Raw genomic sequence first — 22,206 nt, 5'->3', positions numbered from 1 at the left:
TTCCTTGTTCTTCCGATTTGTGATGGCAAGCCACCAATTCGCTGATCTCTAATAATTCTTGTTATGGTTTATTCTGATTGGCGTGCCGACGCGTAGACGACGAACTCCACCAGCATTTCTTCTCGTGCTAACCCTGCAACCACCATGGCGGCGCGGTTTGGATACGGCGCGTCAAAATATTCTGCGTACACTTGGTTAACGGTTTTTAAGTATTCTCTGTCGGTCACGTAAATCAGGACCTGCAACACCGAGTCCAAAGATTCTCCCGCGCACTCTAGGGTATGAATAAGATTGTTAAAGGTTTGGCGTGTTTGTGCTTCGATGCCGCCTTCAACTACAACGCCGGTATCATCGATAGGGATTTGTGCCGTATACAGGGTACCGTTGTTAACAATTGCCCATTCGAGCGGCGCTTTAGAAGCAAACAGACTGGTTTTTACTGGGTATTTTTTAGTAGGAGTATTCACGTGCCTTTCAACCTTTGTAACAGCTTTGTTTCAATATGGTTAAATGATGCACATTGACAGACGATAAATCTAACGATAAATTCTTTACATTCGATAAATTAAACTTATCAGAATATTGAGAATAAGGTAAATAAAGGGATGACGAGGCATCGAGGATGAGTATCAAGCTTCAACAATTAATCCATTTTGTGATGGTAGTCGAAGAAGGGGGTTTTCGAGCCGCTTCACACCGAGCAAACCGCACTCAAGCAGCGCTATCAACGTCAATCAAAGAACTAGAAAAAATACTTGGACAAACATTATTTGAGCCAGGAAACAAAACTAAGTTGACGCCTTTTGGTGAGATCTGTTTACCTAAAGTGGTGCAGTTTCTCAATATCTACAACGCGTTAGATAACGACTTAAAAGCCGCGGCCGCAGGACAACAAGGACGAGTGAGAATTGCCAGCGTTCCTTCTGTGGCAGCAAAACTCATCCCGAGTGTGTTAGGTGCCTTTTGTGAAAAATATCCAAGTGTCGAAGTGAGCTTAATCGATGATAACGCCGCGGGCGTCGAGTCTCGCTTGCTCTCTGGAGAGGTCGATTTAGCCCTCGGCAACCCATCTCATTTAGACGAAGGCGGTATCGACTTTACGCCATTGCTATCCGATCCAATTGGTGTGGTGTGTTTACAAGACAATCCCATCGCCAAACACCCTGAAGGGGTCGAGTGGCAAACCCTGCTCGAACAACCTTTTATTCGCAACGGGACCTGCACGCTACTCGACCCCACCCCTGCCAGAGCATTGAGCGAGCAAGCGCTCTATTCCGTGGAAAATATCACATCACTATTTTCTGTATTAGAACTGGGGATAGGCGTAACCACATTGCCGAAACTCGCTTTCCCAAATAATGAAACTCGTTTAGTTTGGATCCCGCTTATCGATCCACCGCTCGAAAGGCAAATTGGTATCTTTACCTTGACCGACCGCACGATCTCGCCTCAAGCCAAGGCATTTCATGATTTGTGTGTGCACTACCTGAACTATCAAGATAAAAAAGCATAAAGCATTCCTTGCTTTATCGACATCATTCAAAAACCTCTGCTATTTAAGTGGCGGTTTTTATGCATTGAGTGAAGCCTTTAGCTCCTTACGACGGTTTCGGTTTTTATACACCACACAGAAATTACCACGCTTGGTACGACATTTAGAGCAACGTTCGCAATCGACTGGGGCACGATCACCCTCTTTCCAACGCTTGACCAATTGAGGCTCTGCCAACAACGGGCGTGACACCGCGAAAAATTGGATATCCGTGTTTTCCGCAATTTTCTCAATCGCATCAATGTCGCTCAACCCACCGACAGTAATCACCGGTACGTTTACATCTTGACTGATCACATGACCATATTCGTGGAAATATCCTTCTTCTTGCAGTGTGCAGCCGTCAAAGGTTTCGCCAACAAGTTCGCTGGCTTTACCATGAATGTTGCCAGAGACAATGATGGCATCGACGCCGACTTCTTCGAGCTTTTTACACACGGTGCGTGTTTCACTGAAGGTTAACCCACCGTCGAAGAACTCTGTTGCGGTCAGCTTTACAAGAATTGGGAAATCACTCCCTACTAATTTTCTGGTTTCAGAATAAATTTCCATAAGAAAACGCATGCGATTTTCTAAGCTGCCACCATATTCGTCTTCACGACGGTTGTAATATGGGCTTAAAAATTGGTTAATTAAGTAAGTGTGCGCGGCGTGAATTTCGACCCCATCAAAGCCAGCGTCTTGAGCACGTTTACTCGCCGATGCAAATGCTTTTACGATGTAGTCGATCTCGTCCTGAGTCATCGCTTTGCCTTGCGTATTCGTGCCACGTTCGGCCACATCACTCGGAGCGAAGATCACGCGTTCGCCGACGTTGTAGGTGGTTTTGGTGCCACCGTAAGCAATTTGCATGACGATTTTAGAATCGTGTTGATGTACTAGCTTTGTTAGCTTTTTGTATTCTTCAATGAACGAGTCGTTATAGATCCCCATCATACCCGCGTTGGGTTTCTCTTCTTCGACGATATTGGCATAACCGGTAACAATCAGACCCACTTCACCTTTCGCCAACTCTGCGTAAATATCGTAAAGCTTATCCGTCATATGACCATCTTCAGTCGCCATGTTTTCCCACGTTGCGCTACGCACAAAACGGTTCTTTAGGATCATGTTGCCAATGCGGGCTTCGGAAAACAAAATGCTCAAAACCAGTCCTCTTAAATTTGTCTTTATGGTGCTATCTTTTCGCAAGTAACCAAGAACGAAAAAGGAACAGCGATACACAATGTATGGCTGTTCCTTCTCTGAATCCTTGAGACTTACAATCTACAGGCGCACCTTAATGCCTCGTGGGTGACAAACTTTAATCTGGATTAAGGTTTAGTGCGTTAAACGCGACTTACTTTAACTATCCTTTGGAAAAACTGGTCTTTGAGTAAACACATAAATAGAAAGGCCAACAAAAGGACAAAAATAAAAGTTCCTCTATCTTAACCAGTGCGTCATTTGCTTCAATGGCGAAGCGACATTCGCCGCAGAAAATTGTCATCAATATCTAACTAATGATTTCACCTAGAATTTGAATGGTATTTTCTTTTCATTATCGAATGAGAAAGCATTATTCATGGTGTGAGCCTAAAGCTCGCTCTATGAATAAAATAGGACTACCCTCGGAGCAAGTGATGCTCTTTGAAAGCGTGATTAAGCGACCACTCTAACGAACAAGAATGAAGAGTTTTGATTGCGCTTACATCCGGATACCGCCGTCCACTTCTAATACTCTGCCAGTAAAGTAATCACTCTCAAGAATGTATTTTACCGCGTGCGCGATTTCACTTGTTTCGCCCATTCTTCCAATTGGGATCATTTTTTCTAGACGCTCAATCGCTTCCGGCTTCATTTGCTCTGCCATTGAGGTATGAACAACCCCAGGCGCAATCGCTGCTGCGCGGATACCGTATCTTGCTAGCTCTCGTGCCCAAGTGGTCGCCATGGTTGCGACCGCCGCTTTAGAGGCAGAATAGTTGGTTTGCCCAATGTTCCCTGCCCTTGAGACGCTAGAAATATTGATGATAACGCCTTGTGAGCCACTCTCAATCATTTTAACCGCTGCTTCACGTCCACATAAAAATGTCCCCGTAACGTTGACGTTCATGACCAAATTAAATTGCTCTAATGACATTTTGCTTATCACGCCGTCTTTGGCTTTTACAAGTAATCCATCTCTTAACACGCCAGCATTATTGACTAACCCATTGAGTTGGCCAAAATCTTGGATAATTGCATCAAACGTAGTTTCAACGTCGATCTCGTTCGTTACATCCACTTGATAAGTCTGTGCTTTCGCACTGAGCATTCGACACTGCTCTTGTGTTTCCATTAAGCCGCTGGCATTTACATCTAATAACGCTAAATCCGCTCCGGCTTGAGCGAGCGTAATTGCCATCATTTGCCCGAGTCCCTGCCCTGCTCCTGTAATGGCAATGACACTACTTTTTATGTCCATATTTGCTGCCCTCCATTGCTAATAATGTTCCCTATTTCAAATTTGTCTAAATTGTCAGAAATGATGCGTTTTACTTCACCATTTCAGACGGTTTGTAGCAAAACTCGGTCTAGCCTTTCTTACTCTTGTAAAACTCAAACAAGCTTGAGAAGTCTAGCTCACCGTGGCCACTCGCGTTGTGGAAAGAATATAAATTACGCGCCAGTGCGCCCATCGGAACCGAAGAGTGCGTTTGTAACGCCGCATCTAATCCCAAACCGAGATCTTTCAACATGAGTTTGCTCATAAAACCCGGTTGGTAATCGTGACTGGCTGGCGCACTGTCCATCACGCCCGGACAAGGATTGTAAAGCTCCAATGCCCAATTTCGGCCAGAGCTTTGCAACATGATATTTGATAACACTTTGGGGTCGAGGCCATGATCGATGCCTAGATTTAACGCCTCGCACGTGCCAGACATTAAAATGCCGAGCATGAGGTTGTTACAGATTTTCGCCATTTGTCCATCGCCCGCTTTCCCTGCATGGAAAACGTTTTTGCCCATGTACTGCAAAATGGCATTGGCTTTCGAAAACGCCTCATCCGAGCCACCGACAATAAAGGTTAATGTCGCCGCTTTTGCTCCTGCCACGCCACCCGAAACGGGCGCATCAACAAACAACACGCGCTTATTGGCTGCTTCATTCGCGACTAATCGTGCGGAGTCCGGATCAATGGTTGAACAATCAATCATTAAGGTACTGGGCGCAACAATATTCAAAACACCGACGCCACCGTGTAAGTCACCAAGATACACAGATCGAACATGAGAACCAGCAGGCAACATCGTGATGACGGTGCTTGCTCCATCCACCACTTCCTCGATAGAGCTCGCCACCACTGCACCAAAAGGCGCAAGCTGTTTTGTCACTTTGTCATCGACATCAAATACTTGCACATTAAATCCTGACGCTAACAAGTTTTGCGCCATCGGATGCCCCATTCTGCCTAAACCGATAAATGCGATGGTACTCATGATCATTCTCCTTATTGACCTCGTGTTTCTTCACCCAAATTAGCCAATGGATGTTCGTCATCCGGCCAAAGTGAGGTAAACAACGTATCGATGACATTTTCATCGACTTCACTGACATTGTTAAACATCCAGTTGGGCTCACCATCACGGTCGATAAGCCGTGCACGAACGCCTTCTTTAAACTCACCTAATAAGGCGCTGCGAACCGATAAACTCAGTTCCAAGCGGAAACAATCTGCAAGCGATAAGCCGTAATATTCTTTCACTTGCCTGAAACAGATATGCGCGGTAATCGGACTGCCCGCTGCGAACGTTTTTTTCGCGTTTTCTATCCATTGACTGTTTCCCTCGATAGCCATAATTCGCTGCGCGATGGCATTAAGGTCATAACCTTTGCACACTTCTTTTATCTGCTCTAAGTATGGACAAATTTGCGTGGTTGGTTTGCTATCAATAACCTGTTGTTCCATTGAGTGTAGTAGTGTATTTACCAACTCTTTCGCATCTTCTTTGTCCCATTGGAGCCCCTTTAGCGCCTCCAACAAAGCTGAGTACTGCTCTTCGAGCAATAACCACTCGGCCAAACCAATAGTGACAGCGTCACTTGAATTTACCATTGAACCTGTCAATCCGAGGAATAAACCCACTTGCGGGTCTATCTGACTTAAAAACCACGTACCTCCGACGTCGGGATACAGCCCAATATTGATTTCTGGCATGGCAAGGCGAGAGATTGGCGTCACCACTTTGTGGCTGGTTCCCATAAAAAGCCCCATCCCACCCCCCATGACAATGCCTTCTCCCCAACCGATGATAGGTTTGTTGTAGGTGTGGATCAGATAGTCACACTCATACTCCAGCGAGAAATAGTCGGTGCAGAACTCGGCCACTTTTTCTTTGCTCTCGTTATGCATGACGTGATACATGGCTCGAACATCACCACCAGCACAGAATGCTTTTTCTCCAGCGCCAGTAAGTACCACGCAAGCCACATGCGGATCGTCTTGCCACTTGATAAGCTGGTCGTTAAGTTGAACCAACATGTCGTACGTCAATGCATTCAATGAAGAGGGGTTGTCTAACGTTGCGATACCAACTCGGTGCACGCCATCTGAGCAATCCATTTCACTCATGGTTACCATCCCTACCATGCGGCCTCCTATCGGTTTTTCCACTGCGGTGGGCGTTTCTCTAAAAAGGCGCGAACACCTTCAACTTGATCTTCCGTATCAAAAAGATTCAGAAACAACTCTCGCTCCTTAACTAAGCCATGCTTCAGTGGCGCTGAGCGCATATTTTGAATGAGCGCCTTACATGCGGCGACAGAAGATGGTGACTGGTTGGCAACCGACTCTGCAAGCGCCATCGCTTTGTTTAAAGCCTCTCCTTTAGGCACAAACTCTTCTACTAAGCCTAGTTCTTTTGCTTTGCCTGCGCTGACTTGTTCACCGCATAAAATGATGCGTTTGGCCCAACCCTCCCCCACTAAGGCCGTGAGATTCTGGGTACCGCCAGCACAAGGTAAAAGTCCGACTTTGGCTTCTGGTAAAGCCAATACCGCTTGTTCTTCGACGACTCGAATGTCACAAGCCAATGCCACTTCTAAACCTCCGCCCATGGCGTAACCATTAATGGCGGCAATGGAAACACCACGAAATTCCGAGAGCGTTTCAAACGCCTCACCGAAGCATCGTGCCATGTCTAACGCAACCGCTTTGTCACCGTCAGAAAATAGCTTGAGATCAGCACCAGCAGAGAAAAACTTTTCTCCACTGCCGGTTAAAACCAGTGCGTAGACCTGCTTGTCATTGTTAAGTGTGAGTATCAGTGACTTCAATGCCTTGAGGCTTTCTGCTGTCCACGTGTTGGCTGGCGGGTTGTTCATCGTCACCACCGCGACGTGATTCGTGATGGTATGTTGAATGGCTTCTTGGGTTAATGGCATATCTGAATCCTTTCTCAATGAGCAAATCCAATACTTCGCTACAGCAAGGTCGATTCCTCAGAGAACAAACGGCGCGCGATGATCAAACGCATGATTTCGTTGGTCCCCTCCAGAATTTGATGCACACGTACATCTCTGAAATGACGTTCCATTGGATACTCTTTGATGTAACCATAGCCGCCATAAAGCTGCAGCGCTTGGTCGCAAACCTGAAAGCCCACATCGGTTGCGAACCGTTTTGCCATCGCGCAATAAGCAGTGGCATCCGGGTCATTTCGGTCGAGTTTGCTGGCGGCATAGCGCACCAACTGCCGTGCTGCCACTAGCTCTGTCGCCATGTCTGCTAATTTGAATTGTAAGGCTTGAAACTGTGCCAGCGGTTTGCCGAACTGCTTACGCTCCTGAATATACTGTGTCGCTTGATTAAGGGCCTGTTGAGCCGTACCGACGGAGCAGGTAGCAATATTTATACGCCCGCCATCAAGCCCTTTCATCGCAAAGATAAAGCCTTGTCCTTCTTCGCCCAATAAATAACTTTTTGGGATAGACACATTATCAAATGTGACGGCTCTTGTTGGTTGACTATTCCAGCCCATCTTCGGCTCTTTGCGACCGTATGTGATGCCTTCAGCATTGGCGGGGACAACAAACGCCGAAACACCTTTAGCACCTGAACCACCAGTTCTCGCCATCACAACCAATACTTGCGTCTCACCTGCACCAGAGATAAAGGTTTTACCGCCGTTGAGGACATACTGATCCCCCTTTTTAATGGCAGACGTGGTCAACGCGGCGGCATCCGATCCGGCGTTGGGCTCGGTTAAGCAATACGAACCTAACCATTCTCCCGTGACTAACTTCGAGCAGAACTGCGTTTTGGCTTCATCGGTAGCAAAACTGGCTATCATCCAACTGACCATGTTGTGAATCGTCATAAACGCCGTGGTGGACGTACATCCCATAGCCAGTTGCTCAAAGATAATTGAAGCATCTAAGCGACTCAGCCCTAGGCCACCATGCGCTTCTGGCGTGTAGAGGCTCAGAAAACCTAACTCTCCTGCCTCTCGCAATACGGAGACTGGGAAAACCTGTTGCTCATCCCACTCCGCCGCCATCGGCGTTAAACGCTCATCGGCAAATTGCTGAGCGGTATCGGCAAATGCACGTTGATCTTCATTAAGTTCAAAGTCCATAAAAGCTCCTTCTATTCACTCAGCGCAGTTGGATGGTCAGATTAGGCCCTGTTGGAATATCGTCATCAAACCAACGTGCCGTCACCGTTTTAGTCTCGGTATAAAAGCGTACCGCTTGTTTACCATACGCATGTAAATCGCCATAGAAGCTGCCTCTCCAGCCTGTAAAAGAGAAAAATGGCAAAGGGACCGGAATAGGCACATTGATCCCGACCTGACCGACTTGAATGTCATGCTGATATTTTCTCGCCGCAGCGCCATTAGCGGTAAAAATGGAAGTGCCGTTCCCGTATGGGTTGTGATTCACTAACTCAATGGCTTCTTGCAACGTATCCACTTCCATACAAACCAAAACAGGGCCAAATATCTCTTGGGTGTAAATCGACATATTCGCCGTCACACCACTAAACAAAGTCGGCCCGACCCAGTTACCATCGGGAAAACCGTCCACGTCACACTGGCTACCATCTAATTCACACACCGCGCCCTGCTGCTTACCATCTTCAATTAGGTCCAATACGCGTTGTTTGGCCTGTTCACTGATGAGTGGACCATAAGCAGCCTGCTCATCGTCCCAAGGTCCAGGGTGTATTTTCACCATTGCCTGTTTGAGGTCTGCAATCCATTGTTTTGAATCGCCGACAAATACCGCAACAGAAATCGCCATACAACGTTGCCCCGCTGTCCCAACCGATGCACCAATTAAATTATTCACCACTTGCTCTTTGTTCGCATCGGGCATGATCACCATGTGATTTTTCGCGCCAGCAAAAGCTTGAACGCGTTTAAAGTGTTTCGTTCCCGTGGTGTAGATGTAACGGGCAATTGGAACCGAGCCAACAAATGACACCGCTCGGATGTCAGGATGAGCCAGCAGAAAGTCGACTTGTTCTTTGCGGCCATGAATGATTTGCAACACTCCTTTCGGCGCGCCAGCTTGCTCAAAGAGTTCGGCTAGACGAATAGAGGTCAACGGCACTTGTTCGGAAGGTTTGAGCACAAACGTATTGCCCGCCGCGATAGCGATTGGGAACATCCACAACGGAATCATGGCAGGAAAGTTAAACGGCGTGATGCCGCAACACACACCTAGGGGTTGAATCATTGAGTAACTATCAATATCCGTAGCGACGTTTTCGACGGTTTCGCCCATCATGTTGCTGGCTATGTTTGCAGCCTGCTCAACCACCTCGATGCCTCGCCACACATCGCCTTTGGCATCAGCGAAAATCTTACCCGTTTCATGAGAAAGCAACGTAGCGAGCTCATCATGATGTTCTTTGAGAAGGTGCTGATAACGAAGCATGACTCTGGCACGCTCGGATACTGCCACTTCCTTCCAAGATTGGAATGTCTCTTTCGCATTATCAATGGCGGCTTCCATCTCGTGATCCGTTGAGCAGGGAACGTACGCAATGACATCATTAGTGGCAGGATTGGTCACTTCGACCCAATCAGACGTTTGAGATTCACGAAACTCACCAGCAATAAATAGGGGAACCAAACGAGTCATCATTTACTCCTTTCTCAGTTTTAAAGCGGTATCTCGATACCAATCGCGGTTGCTTCTCCACCGCCGATACACAGTGACGCAACGCCTCGCATCACTTTTCTGGCTTCCAAGTCGCCATTGGTACCTAAAGCTTGCAACTGACGTAAGCTATGAATTAACGTCACCAGAATTCGGGCGCCACTTGCACCTATGGGATGCCCTAGCGCACATGCCCCGCCTTTGATATTAACTTTATTGGCTTCAATCCCCAGTTCAGCCACTGCGATTTGAGTAACGACAGCAAACGCTTCATTGATTTCCCATAAATCCACTTCATCAATCGACCAGTCTAATCGCGACAATAGCTGCTCAATCGCATAGACTGGCGCCAAGGTAAATTCGGCGGGTTTTCTCGCGTGGGTGGCGTGTGATTTGATAATGGCAAGTGGCGTAAGCCCTTGATGAAGCGCTGTCTCTTTATCCATCAGAACCAGCGCCGCAGCGCCATCGGCAATCGCGCTTGAGGTTGCCGCAGTCACGGTGCCGTTTTTATCAAAGGCAGGTTTAAGCTGAGATATCTTATCCAGATCAATCGAGCGCGGGTGCTCATCGTAATCAAGCGTGGTTTGTTCTGAGTTGGTATGTATCGCAATCGGTGCAATCTCATCCGAGAATAAACCTCGCTCTTGCGCTTCCAATGCGCGTTTCACGGACATGACTGCCCATTTGTCCATTTGTTCTCTGGTAAACTTAAGCCTGTCTGCGATGTGTTGAGCGTAGACGCCCATTAAGTGCCCTTCGCGTGCGTCCTGTAACCCATCAAGAAACATGTGGTCATACGTCGATTGGTGCCCCATGCGCATTCCCTTTCTCGCCTCTTTCAATAAATACGGCGCATTGGTCATGCTCTCCATGCCACCAGCAATGGCCGTTCGAATCGTACCCGCTTTAATCAAATCGTGCGCTAGCATGACGCTCTTCATGCCAGAACCACATACTTTGTTGATGGTCGTGCACCCCGTGTTCAATGGGAGATCCGCCCCGAGTGCTGCCTGTCTTGCCGGCGCTTGCCCACAACCAGCCGCGAGCACGCACCCCATGAACACCTCATCAACGGATGTTGTGTTCCGTTCTTTCATCGCGGCCTTGATCGCCATCACGCCTAATTGGGGAGCAGAGTATTTTTGCAATTTTCCTTGAAAGCGCCCGATCGGTGTTCTTTTCGCACTGACAATCCAGATGTCTTTTCCCATGATTTCCGTCCCTAGAGGTATATCTAAATCACGAAGCTTAATCGATTGGTCATGCGCTTTTTCCGCTTTAACACAAAGCCAAAAGAAACCCTGAACTGACCCTTTAGCCCTTTTCAATCAACCAACTTTCGTACTGTGATTTCTTGACGTTTACGTAAGCATAGCACTAGCCTTTACAGTGAGATAAAAAAACACACCAAGGGTCAATTTCGGGACGCTGAATTTTTATTCGAGGCAAGTATGTTATGGACAAATACAAGATCAGTGATCTCGCCAAGGAGTTTGATATTACGACTCGTAGCATCCGGTTTTATGAGGACATCGGTCTGATTGAGCCAGAGCGAAAAGGCAACATGCGTCTTTATCAGCGCAGAGATAAAACTCGCCTTAAACTGATTTTAAGGGGCAAACGGCTTGGTTTTTCACTCGCGGAAATTCGTGAGCTTTTCGAACTTTACGACATGCAGCAAACCGATGAGCAGTTGCTAAAAATGCTGAATATTATTGAAGAGAAGCAAGCGTTTCTTCAGCAACAATTAAACGACATTAGTGTGGTCATGAATGAATTAAATACCGCGAAAGAACGATGCATTGAAACCATCAAAAGCCACGAAAAATAGCAGACCAAATCAGGTAATCACACCTTGCTACTGACTGCTGCGACCGCCTTCGCCACAGGGAGACGTTATGAAAAGCACTTACGCCCCACTGAATTTTGGACTTGGTGACACCATTGCTATGCTCCGAGACCACGTAAATGCCTTTGCCACAGAACACATTGCTCCCATCGCGGCAGATATTGACCGCAATAACCAATTCCCGAATCATTTATGGCCTTTGTTTGGAGAAATGGGATTACTTGGCGTGACCGTTGACGAAGAATTTGGTGGCGCAGGTATGGGCTATCTGGCGCACGTTGTAGCAATGGAAGAGATCAGCCGAGCATCAGCATCTGTCGCACTCAGCTACGGCGCGCACTCGAACCTTTGCGTCAATCAAATTTTTCGGAACGGCACCTCTTCCCAACGCAAAAAATACCTACCTAAACTCATTGATGGCACGCACGTTGGGGCTTTAGCAATGAGCGAGCCGAACTCAGGCTCTGATGTGCTCAGCATGCAACTCAAAGCCGAAGACAAAGGTGATCACTTTGCGCTGAATGGCAACAAAATGTGGATCACCAACGGCCCTGATGCTGACGTGATTGTGGTTTATGCCAAAACGGACAGCAATGCAGGCTCACGCGGTATTACTGCATTTATTATCGAGCGTGGCTTTACGGGATTCAGCCATGCCCAAAAACTCGACAAACTGGGCATGCGAGGCTCCAACACTTGCGAGCTCGTCTTTCAACATTGTGTGGTACCGAAAGAAAACATCCTCGGAGGCGTGAACCAAGGCATAAAGGTGCTGATGAGTGGCTTAGACTATGAGCGCGTTGTCCTTGCCGCTGGCTCTCTCGGCATCATGCAAGCCTGCATGGATATTGTGCTGCCGTACGTGCATGAGCGAAAGCAGTTTGGGCAATCTATTGGTGAGTTTCAGTTAGTTCAAGGCAAGCTCGCCGACATGTATTCACGAATGAACGCGGCTAAAGCCTATGTGTATACCGTCGCGGGAGCCTGTGATCGTGGCGATTGCACACGAAAAGACGCGGCTGGTGTGATTTTGTATAGCGCCGAATTGGCCACACACATGGCACTGGATGCCATACAACTGCTCGGTGGGAACGGTTATATCAATGAATATCCAACCGGACGGTTGCTACGCGATGCGAAGCTCTACGAAATCGGCGCAGGCACGTCCGAGATTCGTCGTATGTTGATCGGCCGAGAGCTATTCGAAGAATCTCGACCATAAACCAGTGCGTGACAAGGAAGTCGTTATGGCCATTATCAAAAGCAAAACTAAGCCAACTGACGCGTTGTTTCTTTCCAATAAAATCGCGATGGAGAAGTTAGTCAATCAGCTAAACCACGACATTGAATGCATCAAACAAGGAGGCAGTGAGGAAGCCATTCAGCACCAGCGTCAAAAAGGAAAACTCCCTGCCCGTGAGCGTGTCACGCGTTTGCTGGATGAAGGTTCTGATTTTCTAGAAATCAGTCAATTCGCCGCTTGGCAAGTGTATGACGAGTCCGTTCCCTGCGCTGGCGTCATTGCAGGCGTTGGCCACATTGAGGGCGTTCAATGCATGGTGATTGCCAACGACGCTTCGGTAAAAGGCGGAACCTACTATCCACTCACGGTCAAAAAACATCTCAGAGCGCAAGAAATCGCCCAACGCTGCCAGCTCCCTTGTGTGTACTTAGTCGACTCCGGCGGGGCAAACCTTCCCCATCAAGCTGAAGTCTTCCCAGACAAAGCACACTTCGGCCGTATTTTCTTTAATCAAGCACGAATGTCAGCCAAAGGCATTCCGCAAGTCGCGGTCGTGATGGGACTTTGTACCGCTGGCGGTGCCTATGTCCCTGCGATGGCAGACGTATCCATTATGGTCAAAGAGCAAGGCACTATCTTCTTAGCAGGCCCCCCTTTAGTCAAAGCCGCCACAGGAGAAGTCGTCACCGGTGAAGAGCTGGGTGGTGCCGACGTCCATTGCCGAAAATCTGGCGTCGCCGATTATTATGCAGAGAATGATGAGCACGCGCTGATGATTGCACGAGAAGCCATTGCCAATGCAAATCAGGCAAAACCTATCAAGCCGGAAAGCACTGTGTTGCCCCCTCGCTATGATGCCGAAGAAATATACGGCATCGTCAATGCGAACTTACGCTTGTCATTCGACGTTCGAGAAATTATTGCTCGTGTTGTCGATGACTCCGATTTTGATGAATTTAAAGCGCTGTATGGCAAAACGTTAGTGTGTGGTTTTGCACGTATTCACGGTCAACTGATCGGCATTGTGGCAAATAATGGCATTTTGTTTTGTGAATCTGCCCAAAAAGGGGCGCACTTTATTGAGCTGTGCGCCAAACGTAAAACCCCGCTCCTCTTTCTTCAAAATATCACCGGTTTTATGGTCGGGAAAAAAGTCGAAGAAGAAGGCATCGCTAAGCATGGCGCCAAATTAGTAATGGCCGTCGCTTGTGCTGACGTCCCTAAATTTACCGTGATCATTGGCGGGTCGTATGGAGCCGGCAATTATGGCATGTGCGGCCGAGCTTATGATCCCACCATGATGTGGATGTGGCCGAACGCGCGTATTTCTGTGATGGGTGGTGAGCAAGCTGCTGGCGTCTTAACGCAAGTACGTAAAGAAGCGAAAAAACGTCAGGGAGACACATGGTCAGAGCAAGAAGAACACATTTTTAGAGAATCGATCATAGACTTATATGAAACACAAGGACACCCATATTTCGCCAGCGCGCGATTATGGGATGACGGAATTATCGACCCAAAACGAACGCGTCAGGTGTTAGCGCAAGCCCTAACGATAGCGCTGAACACGCCGATTCCTGACAGTGAGTTTGGCATTTTCAGAATGTAAATTATCCAAAGAAACATAAAGGAAGGCAGTATGCAGGAAATGCAACCAAGCATCATTCCCAATGCTAAAAGACAAGACAATGTCCTTTGGGACGTAGATGATAATGGCGTAGCAACGATCACCCTCAATAGAACAACAAAGCATAATGCCTTTGATGCTTGCATGATCGACTTGCTCATCCATCGCCTTGATTATCTTGCGTTACGAACGGATGTGAAGTGCTTGGTATTGCGAAGTAATGGTAAGAATTTTTCTTCCGGTGCCGATCTTAATTGGATGAAATCGATGGCCAATAGTACTCGTCAGGATAATTTCCGTGACGCCCAAAACTTAGCGCGCCTAATGGAGACACTTGACGCCTTCCCGCAGCCAACCGTCGCAGTTGTTCAAGGTTCCGCATTTGGAGGCGCACTTGGGTTGATTTGTTGCAGTGATATCGCCATCGCAAGCCAATGTGCCCAGTTTTGTTTAAGTGAAGTAAAACTCGGTTTAGTCCCTGCCACTATTGCGCCATATGTCATGCGGGCCATGGGGAATCGGCAAGCTCGACGATACATTTTGACTGGCGAAATCATTGCTGCTGAAGACGCCGAACGATTCGGTATTGTGCACGAGGTGCAAGATGCAAAGCACCTTGAGAGCGCTGTCGACGCTGTCATCAATACTTTGCTTCTCAATAGTCCGGATGCAATGCGTAAAGCCAAAACGCTGTGTCACCAATGTCATCAAAACCCGATCGATCCGCAACTCATTCACTATACTAGCCAACTCATTGCAGACATTCGGATATCGCCACAAGGACAAGATGGCTTACAAGCGTTTCTAGAGAAACGCCCCCCGAATTGGATAACGAAATCGCAGGATAAATAATGCTTCCTTTAAAAGTAAATATCGTTGAAGTCGGCCCGCGGGATGGTTTACAAAATGAATCTCCTGTGGCGACCCACACAAAGATAAGACTAATCAATTTGCTCTCAGATACAGGGCTAACGCATATTGAAGTGGGCTCTTTTGTCTCTCCGAAATGGATGCCGCAGATGGCAGACTCTAAAGAAGTGATGGACGCCATAACAAGACGAAATAAGGTCGTTTACTCGGCTCTGACACCAAACCTAAAAGGCTTCGAACAAGCGTTAGACGCTGGCGCAAACCAAGTGGCGATTTTTACCTCATCTTCTGAAGGATTCTGTCAGCACAACATTAACTGTTCCATCGCTGAAAGCCTGACACGCTTCGAACCTGTTATGCAACAAGCCGCCAAGCATGGCATTCCTGTACGCGGCTATTTGTCTTGTGTGGCCGATTGTCCTTACGATGGCCCGACAAATCCTCGACAGGTGGCCAGTGTAACCAAAGCGCTTATCGACTTAGGGTGTTACGAAGTATCACTAGGCGACACCATTGGGACAGCAACCCCAAATCGTATTAGTCACATGTTAGAAAATGTCATAGCTGATATTCCAAGCCAAAAGCTCGCCGTTCATTTTCATGATACGTGGGGGCAAGCGCTGGCTAATATCCATCAAGCTTTATGCATGGGTATCAGTACGATAGACAGCAGTGTTGCTGGTTTGGGAGGTTGCCCTTATGCTTTTGGCGCTTCAGGCAATGTCGCCACTGAGGATGTGCTGTATCTGTGCCAAGGTTTAGGTGTCGAAACAGGCGTTGATCTCGAGCTGTTAGCAAAAGCCGGATGGATGATAAGTGAAGAGCTTAATCGCGTTCCAACGTCTAAAGTATCACTCGCACTGCGTCATCGCATGTGATCGTCATCTTGAAAGCCTTTAAGGCTCTAAATTTCATAGTTCGCTTTGATCCCAATATCAAAATGCAGCGGCATTCGCCACTTTGCAATTGACAGGTAACCGATGATCAAGCCAGACACAACCATCGTGATACCTGTAGCGAACAACAGCTCAAAGCAAAACGCAAAGGTGGCAAAGGCAAGTAGGATTGGCACTGCTTTCAGGCCTGGTACTTTAAAGCAAAACGACTCTTTCAACGCGATCCCAGAGAACGTGACAAAAACAAAACCGAGCGAAAGCCATACATGGCCTAAATTAGGATCGCTCACCATGAGTATCACGCCAATCCAGCTCGACCAGCTGATCACCATTCGTACGGCTTTGCTGTAGACGTGAATATTCGCAGCGGAAAGCGCACCAGCAATAGCGATCATCAACAACATACTTCGATAATACGCGGTCATGTCTTCCATAAAACCAAAAGCCGAGAGCGCCACGCCGATAAGCCCGATGGCAAAGACGCTAATGCCTAAACGATACAAACAGACACTCAAAATATCTAAAAAATCTAGTGGTTCCTGATGCTCGGTATTTGCCATGACTCACACCTATGCTTTTGTTGGCAGACGAAGCCTTCCGCCAGTTCGATAAATAATAAGCGAAAACAAAATCAGTACACAACCGACAAGCTTATTCGCGGTTAACACCTCTCCGTACCAAAGCACACTAAGAATAACCGTCCAAACTGGCTCTAGGATCATTATCAACGCTGCATTACCTGCCTGCACGAACTTTTGCCCCATCGTTTGCATCACGTATCGTAAACTTGTGGCCAGCAAAGTGCTCAGCGCAAACCACCACCAGATGGATGAGTCGACCTTGGTAGGAAAGGACTCCATAAAATAGGAAACCAATAAACCTAAACAACCTGCAGAAAAAAGTTGTACGCAGGTGAGCAACAACACCGGCAATGTTTGCGAGTATTTACGGTTCACATTAAAGTGCAACGCCAAGATCAGCGCCGCCCCAAGAAACCAAAATTGACTGGCCGATTGCTTCCAGCCACCCACTAAAGAGAGACAAGCAAGCCCTAACACAGCGATGGGTAATGCAATCCAAAAAATTCGTTGTGGCCGCTGACGGAACATCACCCAAGCGACAATGGGCACAAACAACATAGACAGGCTCATGATAAATGCACCTTCACCTAACGTATCGCTAATGGAGATAGCGTAAATCCACGTCATGACAGCACTACCTAACAGCAGCCCAACTCCGCTTGCTGACAGCACATCTTTAAAATTTGCGGCCCACAAAGCTCGATAACACAAAGGTAGCAAACACAGTGATGCGATCGTAAATCGCGCCCCAATAAAGCCAAAAGGTGGCAAACCTTGTATTGTTTCTTTGGAAAAGATCCAACCGAGTGCCGCTATCATCGTCGTCGCAACCAGAATAACCGTCGCTTTGCGTTCTGAGTTAAACATAAATACTCACAAAATATGGAACACACAATGGCGCAGCGAGAGAAGTTCGCTGTGCCATTGTCTTTATTTGAGCGGAGATCTTATCGAGCAAGAAGTGGACGCTCGATTTTCTCCTGTATTGTTGTGATGCAGAGGGACACTCTGCAGGCGAGATACATTAAAGGCAGGCAAAGTCTCAAGGCAAGCGTTTTCGTACACTAAATTATTCGAGCATTTCTAAATTATTAAGCACACCAGTTAAAACCTGCACCGGATGCTTAATAGTCTCCTGCTCAAACCGCTTAACTTGGCTACGGCACGCATAGCCTCAATTACAATGAACGATTAAATTGCGCGACCGCCTCAACAACACGGCTTGCGCCATCCTGAATATCATTCATCACATTGCCAGCTTTTTCTGACAATTCGAGAGTATCGAGTGCTTCTTGTTGGCACTGGGAGATGAGCGCGACGGCATTATTCGTTCGCTGTAAGTTTTCGCCGACCATAGAAACGATTTCATCGGTCGTTGCGTTGGTTCTCGTAGCAAGTTGTCGTACTTCATCAGCAACCACCGCAAACCCTCTGCCGTGCTCACCGGCTCGCGCTGCTTCTATCGCGGCATTGAGCGCAAGCAAGTTCGTTTGGTCAGCAATGCCACTGATGCTGTTTACTAATTCACTGATTCTTGATGAATGCACTTTTAGTTCATCGATTGCCGTATTGGCTTGCTGCATCTGCTCTGAGAGCATTTGCATTTTCTCCACCGTGGAACCGATGACTTGCTGTCCTTGCAGGGTTTGCGTCCCTGTCTCTTTCGACACTTCATTGGCCAATTGGGCCGCTTGTGCCATCGACTGCTCTTGCAACACTTGTTGCGTGATATCAGTGGCAAACTTAGCCACTTTGTAAAGCTCTCCGCTATCATTGTGAATGGGGTTGTAAGATGCCTCCAGCCACACCGTTACACCATAACGGTCTACTCGCTTAAATCGCTCTGATACAAACTGTCCTTTTGCCAGTCTTTGCCAAAACTCTTCATAAGCTTGAGAGTTGACTTCTTCTTGCTCGCAAAAAATTCGATGGTGTTTACCAACAATTTGCTCATGTGTGTATCCCATCGTACTGAGGAAGTTTTCATTGGCTTTTAATACTGTGCCATTCAAGGTGAATTCAATCACCGCCATCGAGCGGCTCAGCGCATTGAGCATGTCTTGCTGTTCACGCGAGGTCGCAATAGTACGAGTTAACTCAGAGGCAAACACAACAAAGTTGTCAACCTGATCATGAACATTCAACACGGGCTGGATAACAGTCCTTAACCACGCTTCCTCACCATCACCTTTGGTTATTTGCAATGCGCCATTCCAAAATGTTTGCTCATGTACCGCTTTCTTCATCCGATGAAAGTGGTCGGTATTGTTTGCTTTTGCCGGTACTAATTCAGTAATGTGCTTTGATAAAATGGCCGTATCTAACAGCGAAAGTTGTTGCTGAAAGTTTGAGTTTACCGATGTGATATTGCCTTTATGATCAAGCGTCAGCCTTAGCATGTCCTCATCGAGACTACGTTGTATTTGCTGGAGACTATATAACTCTTGCTTTAATCGTTGATTTTCTTGTTGAAGCGACTTATTAAAAAACATTACTTTCCTTAACTGACTCATCTATCGATCAATCAGAGGCTTATTATTTATGTTCCCAAATGACTTTGAGACTTGGGACGTTAGATACGAACACAATCGACCTTGGGTTACACGCATCAAAAATCACTTAAGACTGTATACTAATTGGGCTTACTTACGCGGGATTATACTCAAATTCCTGACTTACCCAAGTTATTTACATTGGTGTCATCAGAGAGTTCTATTCGCAGACCCATGATGGAAAACTCAGCAATTGTGCGGTTAGTCATATGGAGAAAAAACAAGTTTGGATCAAAAATAGCGAACAGCCAGTCGTGCAGCTACAGTGAACAGAAGACCAAACACCACGCATTTTCTTTGCCTCATGGCATTTTTTATTTTCTACATCGCCCATTTGTTGAACAACAATATATTTAAAGTTGAAGCAGAGGAAAGCAAAGTCACCTTAAAGATATCGTCACATAGCCTTCAATATAAAAGGAATCTAACGTGAAAATACTGGTGCCAATTAAAAGGGTTATTGACCCTTACATTAAAATTCGGGTTAAAGCCGACAACAGCGGTGTTGAAACGAATAACGTCAAAATGACGATCAACCCATTTTGCGAAATAGCCGTTGAAGAAGCCGTGCGTTTAAAAGAGCAAGGAGTGGCGGATGAAGTCCTCGTGGTAAGTGCTGGCGGTAGTCAGTGTCAGGAGCAGTTACGTACCGCTCTTGCATTAGGTGCCGATCGTGCAATTCATATCGATACCGACGATAAAATAGAGCCACTCGTGGTAGCAAAACTGCTCAAAGCACTGGTGGAGAAAGAACAAGCGCAATTAGTCATTACCGGTAAGCAGTCTATTGATACCGACAACAACCAAGTTGCTCAGATGTTGGCAGCCCTGCTCGACTGGCCGCAAGCGACATTCGCCTCGGACGTGAAGCTCAAAGCTCAAAACGTTCAGGTAGTAAGAGAAGTGGATGGCGGCTTGATGACGGTGGCGATGAGTTTGCCAGCCGTGATCAGTACTGACTTACGCTTAAATGAACCTCGCTTCGCCTCACTGCCCAATATCATGAAAGCCAAACACAAGCCGTTAGATACAATAACGCCTGACAGCTTAGGGGTTGACGTCGTATTTAGCCAAACCATCCAAGAGGTCACGCCACCACCACAGAGAAAAGGGGGAGTCAACGTTGAGTCTGTCTCAGAACTTCTGGAGAAGCTGCGTCATGAAGCGAAGGTGATTCCATGAAACAGTGGTCAATAAACCCACAGCACGAATATCTAGTGAGTGAGGATATTCGGTATAAAAAAGGTGAGACATTATTATTGCCTCACCTTAGAGTCACACAGAAAGGAGCATAAATAGGGGGTTAAGCTTTTATCAGTTGACTCATATCTTCACGAACTTGAGGGACGGTTAAGCCGACGATAATTTGTAAACTCTCTTGGTTCCTCACCACGTTCACCGCTCCATGTTGAGTAAAGAAAGCATTATCCCTTACCAGCGATGTGTCTTTTACTTTGACCCGTAAACGAGTCGCACAATTCGTCAGTAGCGCGATATTTTCTTTACCACCCAAGCCTTCTATAAATGCATTGGCTTGAGACGGTTCAACACCATTTTGATCCGTCGACTTCGCTTCCTTGTAGTCTGCTTTTGAATACAGCTTGGTATCGGCTCCCTCTCTTCCTGGGGTAAGAATATTGTATTTCAAAATCAGAGCACGGAAGGTCACAAAGTAAATGCCAGTGAATGCCAAACCGATAACGATCTGAATGACGTATGTTCCTGCATGATTACCTGCCAGCGGCAACCAGTTTTGGAAAATAAAGTCTATCAAGCCCGTCTGAAAGTTACCGGAGACACCAAACATAAAAGCGATTGTTGCCATTGTTGCTGATAACAGCGCATGTAAGGCAAATAAAGCTGGCGCAATGAACAAGAAGGTGAACTCAATTGGCTCGGTTATCCCCGTGAGAATCGCTGTAATTGCGGCGCCAAGAACGAGCCCCATGACCATCTTTTTATTTTCTTTTTTTGCTACGGAGTAAAGGGCTAATGCGATGCCTGTACAGCCAAATACTTTACCCATGCCCGTTAGCATCAGGCCACCTTGTGGGAACTGAGTGGTTAGACTCTCTGAGCTTTGAGCAAATGTCTGTATATTTTGAATCCAATATGCAACGGTTCCGCCGTCAACAGCCACTGGACCATAAAAAACCGGGCCGTATACGAAATGATGCAAACCAGTCGGAATCATGATTCGTTCTAAAAACGTAAATAACCATACCCCTAACGATCCAGCGGAAACCAAAAATTCTTGTAGATTATAAATACCATGTTGAATATTAGGCCAAGTCAAACAAGTCAGAATTGCCATGGCAATCATAATTGGAAAGCTAACGATCACCACTAGTGGTGTTCCACCAAATACCGCCGCCCAATCGGGCAGTTTTTTATCAAAAAATCGGTTATGGACCCAAACCGAGAGACTGGCGATTAAAATAGCCCCTAACAAGTTTGTGTCGAGGGTTAAAATACCACCGACTTCCGTTAAACCACGCTCTCCCGTAGTATAATTGACTCCTAGGTCAGCTCCCCAAAACTGAAGAATTCCGCCAATAACATAGTTGAACGTGATATAAGAAACCAGCGTTGCAAGAACGGCTCTTCCGGATGCCTTTTTCGCTAACGCAATTGGCAGGCCGACGGCAAAAATAAGCGCCATATTTTTAAATACAGCTAAAGATGCTTGTAAAATAATGGTCGAAACTTTAACCCAAGCACTGCCCTCTTGTGCCCATGGGAACACGTCCTGATTTAAAAGAACAACAGAGAGACCAAGTAGCATACCAGCAGCAGGAAACAGTAACACCGGGACAAACATTGCCGCCCCAAACCTTTGAATAATGTCTTTCATATAAACCTCTTGTTTCAGCAAAGGAGCCCATTCAAAGGCTCCTAAATCC

19 protein-coding genes and 2 pseudogenes are annotated in these 22,206 nt (G+C 46.8%); 7 read left to right on the top strand and 14 right to left on the bottom strand.

The annotated features are described in order from the left end of the window. Nucleotides 1–68: 68 nt before the first annotated feature. Nucleotides 69–467 (bottom strand): RidA family protein, encoded by a 399-nt coding sequence (locus tag ATG66_RS02320; protein ID WP_098413796.1) that lies wholly within the window; start codon nt 465–467, stop codon nt 69–71. 155 nt (nt 468–622) lie between these two features. Between ATG66_RS02320 and ATG66_RS02315 the strand changes: the two genes are divergently transcribed. Beyond that, nucleotides 623–1,513: a LysR family transcriptional regulator gene (locus ATG66_RS02315; RefSeq protein WP_098413795.1), complete on the top strand. Its 891-nt coding sequence runs from the start codon at nt 623–625 to the stop codon at nt 1,511–1,513. 57 nt (nt 1,514–1,570) lie between these two features. Here ATG66_RS02315 and ATG66_RS02310 read toward each other — a convergent pair whose 3' ends face one another. The 8 genes from ATG66_RS02310 to ATG66_RS02275 all read right to left on the bottom strand — a co-directional run bounded on the left by ATG66_RS02310 (nt 1,571) and on the right by ATG66_RS02275 (nt 10,896). Next, complete coding sequence (locus tag ATG66_RS02310) at nt 1,571–2,698, bottom strand: NADH:flavin oxidoreductase (protein ID WP_098413794.1); 1,128 nt, start codon at nt 2,696–2,698, stop codon at nt 1,571–1,573. 541 nt (nt 2,699–3,239) lie between these two features. Further along, a complete protein-coding gene (locus tag ATG66_RS02305; protein WP_098413793.1) occupies nt 3,240–3,998 on the bottom strand; it encodes an SDR family oxidoreductase in 759 nt (252 codons plus the stop codon). Between the two features lie 109 nt (nt 3,999–4,107). Next, nucleotides 4,108–5,013 carry a 3-hydroxyisobutyrate dehydrogenase gene (gene mmsB / locus ATG66_RS02300; RefSeq protein WP_098413792.1) on the bottom strand — a complete coding sequence of 302 codons (906 nt, stop codon included), beginning with the start codon at nt 5,011–5,013 and terminating at the stop codon, nt 4,108–4,110. Between the two features lie 11 nt (nt 5,014–5,024). Next, nucleotides 5,025–6,164: an enoyl-CoA hydratase/isomerase family protein gene (locus ATG66_RS02295; protein ID WP_098413791.1), complete on the bottom strand. Its 1,140-nt coding sequence runs from the start codon at nt 6,162–6,164 to the stop codon at nt 5,025–5,027. Nucleotides 6,165–6,172: 8 nt separating this feature from the next. Then, nucleotides 6,173–6,958: an enoyl-CoA hydratase gene (locus ATG66_RS02290; protein ID WP_098413790.1), complete on the bottom strand. Its 786-nt coding sequence runs from the start codon at nt 6,956–6,958 to the stop codon at nt 6,173–6,175. A gap of 38 nt (nt 6,959–6,996) precedes the next feature. Then, on the bottom strand, nt 6,997–8,151 hold the full coding sequence (locus ATG66_RS02285) for an acyl-CoA dehydrogenase family protein (protein ID WP_098413789.1): 1,155 nt from the start codon (nt 8,149–8,151) through the stop codon (nt 6,997–6,999). 19 nt (nt 8,152–8,170) lie between these two features. Next, a complete protein-coding gene (locus ATG66_RS02280) occupies nt 8,171–9,664 on the bottom strand; it encodes a CoA-acylating methylmalonate-semialdehyde dehydrogenase (RefSeq protein WP_098413788.1) in 1,494 nt (497 codons plus the stop codon). Between the two features lie 20 nt (nt 9,665–9,684). Beyond that, nucleotides 9,685–10,896, bottom strand: coding sequence for a thiolase family protein (locus tag ATG66_RS02275; protein WP_098414498.1), 1,212 nt, complete (start codon nt 10,894–10,896; stop codon nt 9,685–9,687). 245 nt (nt 10,897–11,141) lie between these two features. On the opposite strand from ATG66_RS02275, the gene ATG66_RS02270 reads away from it, so the two are divergent. The 5 genes from ATG66_RS02270 (at nt 11,142) to ATG66_RS02250 (ending at nt 16,152) form a co-directional block, all read left to right on the top strand. Next, nucleotides 11,142–11,516 carry a MerR family transcriptional regulator gene (locus ATG66_RS02270; RefSeq protein WP_098413787.1) on the top strand — a complete coding sequence of 125 codons (375 nt, stop codon included), beginning with the start codon at nt 11,142–11,144 and terminating at the stop codon, nt 11,514–11,516. A 67-nt stretch (nt 11,517–11,583) separates the two neighbouring features. Continuing rightward, nucleotides 11,584–12,756 (top strand): isovaleryl-CoA dehydrogenase, encoded by a 1,173-nt coding sequence (locus ATG66_RS02265; protein ID WP_098413786.1) that lies wholly within the window; start codon nt 11,584–11,586, stop codon nt 12,754–12,756. Between the two features lie 25 nt (nt 12,757–12,781). Beyond that, on the top strand, nt 12,782–14,386 hold the full coding sequence (locus ATG66_RS02260) for a carboxyl transferase domain-containing protein (protein ID WP_098413785.1): 1,605 nt from the start codon (nt 12,782–12,784) through the stop codon (nt 14,384–14,386). A 30-nt stretch (nt 14,387–14,416) separates the two neighbouring features. Beyond that, nucleotides 14,417–15,256, top strand: a complete 840-nt coding sequence (locus tag ATG66_RS02255) for an enoyl-CoA hydratase-related protein (RefSeq protein ID WP_098413784.1) — start codon at nt 14,417–14,419, stop codon at nt 15,254–15,256. Next, nucleotides 15,253–16,152 carry a hydroxymethylglutaryl-CoA lyase gene (locus ATG66_RS02250; protein WP_098413783.1) on the top strand — a complete coding sequence of 300 codons (900 nt, stop codon included), beginning with the start codon at nt 15,253–15,255 and terminating at the stop codon, nt 16,150–16,152. The genes ATG66_RS02255 and ATG66_RS02250 overlap by 4 nt, the downstream gene beginning before the upstream one ends. Before the next feature lie 26 nt (nt 16,153–16,178). Here the strand turns inward: ATG66_RS02250 and ATG66_RS02245 are convergent, their stop codons facing one another. The 4 genes and pseudogenes from ATG66_RS02245 to ATG66_RS21155 form a co-directional block, all read right to left on the bottom strand. Next, nucleotides 16,179–16,730, bottom strand: a complete 552-nt coding sequence (locus ATG66_RS02245) for a hypothetical protein (RefSeq protein WP_098413782.1) — start codon at nt 16,728–16,730, stop codon at nt 16,179–16,181. A gap of 9 nt (nt 16,731–16,739) precedes the next feature. After that, a complete protein-coding gene (locus ATG66_RS02240) occupies nt 16,740–17,618 on the bottom strand; it encodes a DMT family transporter (protein WP_098413781.1) in 879 nt (292 codons plus the stop codon). 311 nt (nt 17,619–17,929) lie between these two features. Further along, nucleotides 17,930–18,364: pseudogene (locus tag ATG66_RS21160) on the bottom strand (methyl-accepting chemotaxis protein); the annotation flags it as partial. Nucleotides 18,365–18,466: 102 nt separating this feature from the next. Next, nucleotides 18,467–19,150, bottom strand: a pseudogene (locus ATG66_RS21155) (PAS domain-containing protein); the annotation flags it as partial. 582 nt (nt 19,151–19,732) lie between these two features. Here ATG66_RS21155 and ATG66_RS02230 point away from each other — a divergent pair. After that, nucleotides 19,733–20,485: an electron transfer flavoprotein subunit beta/FixA family protein gene (locus ATG66_RS02230; RefSeq protein WP_098413779.1), complete on the top strand. Its 753-nt coding sequence runs from the start codon at nt 19,733–19,735 to the stop codon at nt 20,483–20,485. A 121-nt stretch (nt 20,486–20,606) separates the two neighbouring features. Here ATG66_RS02230 and ATG66_RS02225 read toward each other — a convergent pair whose 3' ends face one another. After that, the gene (locus tag ATG66_RS02225; protein WP_098413778.1) at nt 20,607–22,157 is read right to left on the bottom strand and encodes an alpha-glucoside-specific PTS transporter subunit IIBC; all 1,551 of its coding nucleotides are present in this window, start codon (nt 22,155–22,157) and stop codon (nt 20,607–20,609) included. Between the last annotated feature and the right edge of the window lie 49 nt (nt 22,158–22,206).

The sequence above is a fragment of the Vibrio sp. ES.051 genome (genome assembly GCF_002563795.1).
In the GTDB taxonomy this organism is placed as follows: domain Bacteria; phylum Pseudomonadota; class Gammaproteobacteria; order Enterobacterales; family Vibrionaceae; genus Vibrio.
Note: the sequence above shows the minus strand (reverse complement) of the source record. Positions and strands in the feature narration are given on the sequence as shown.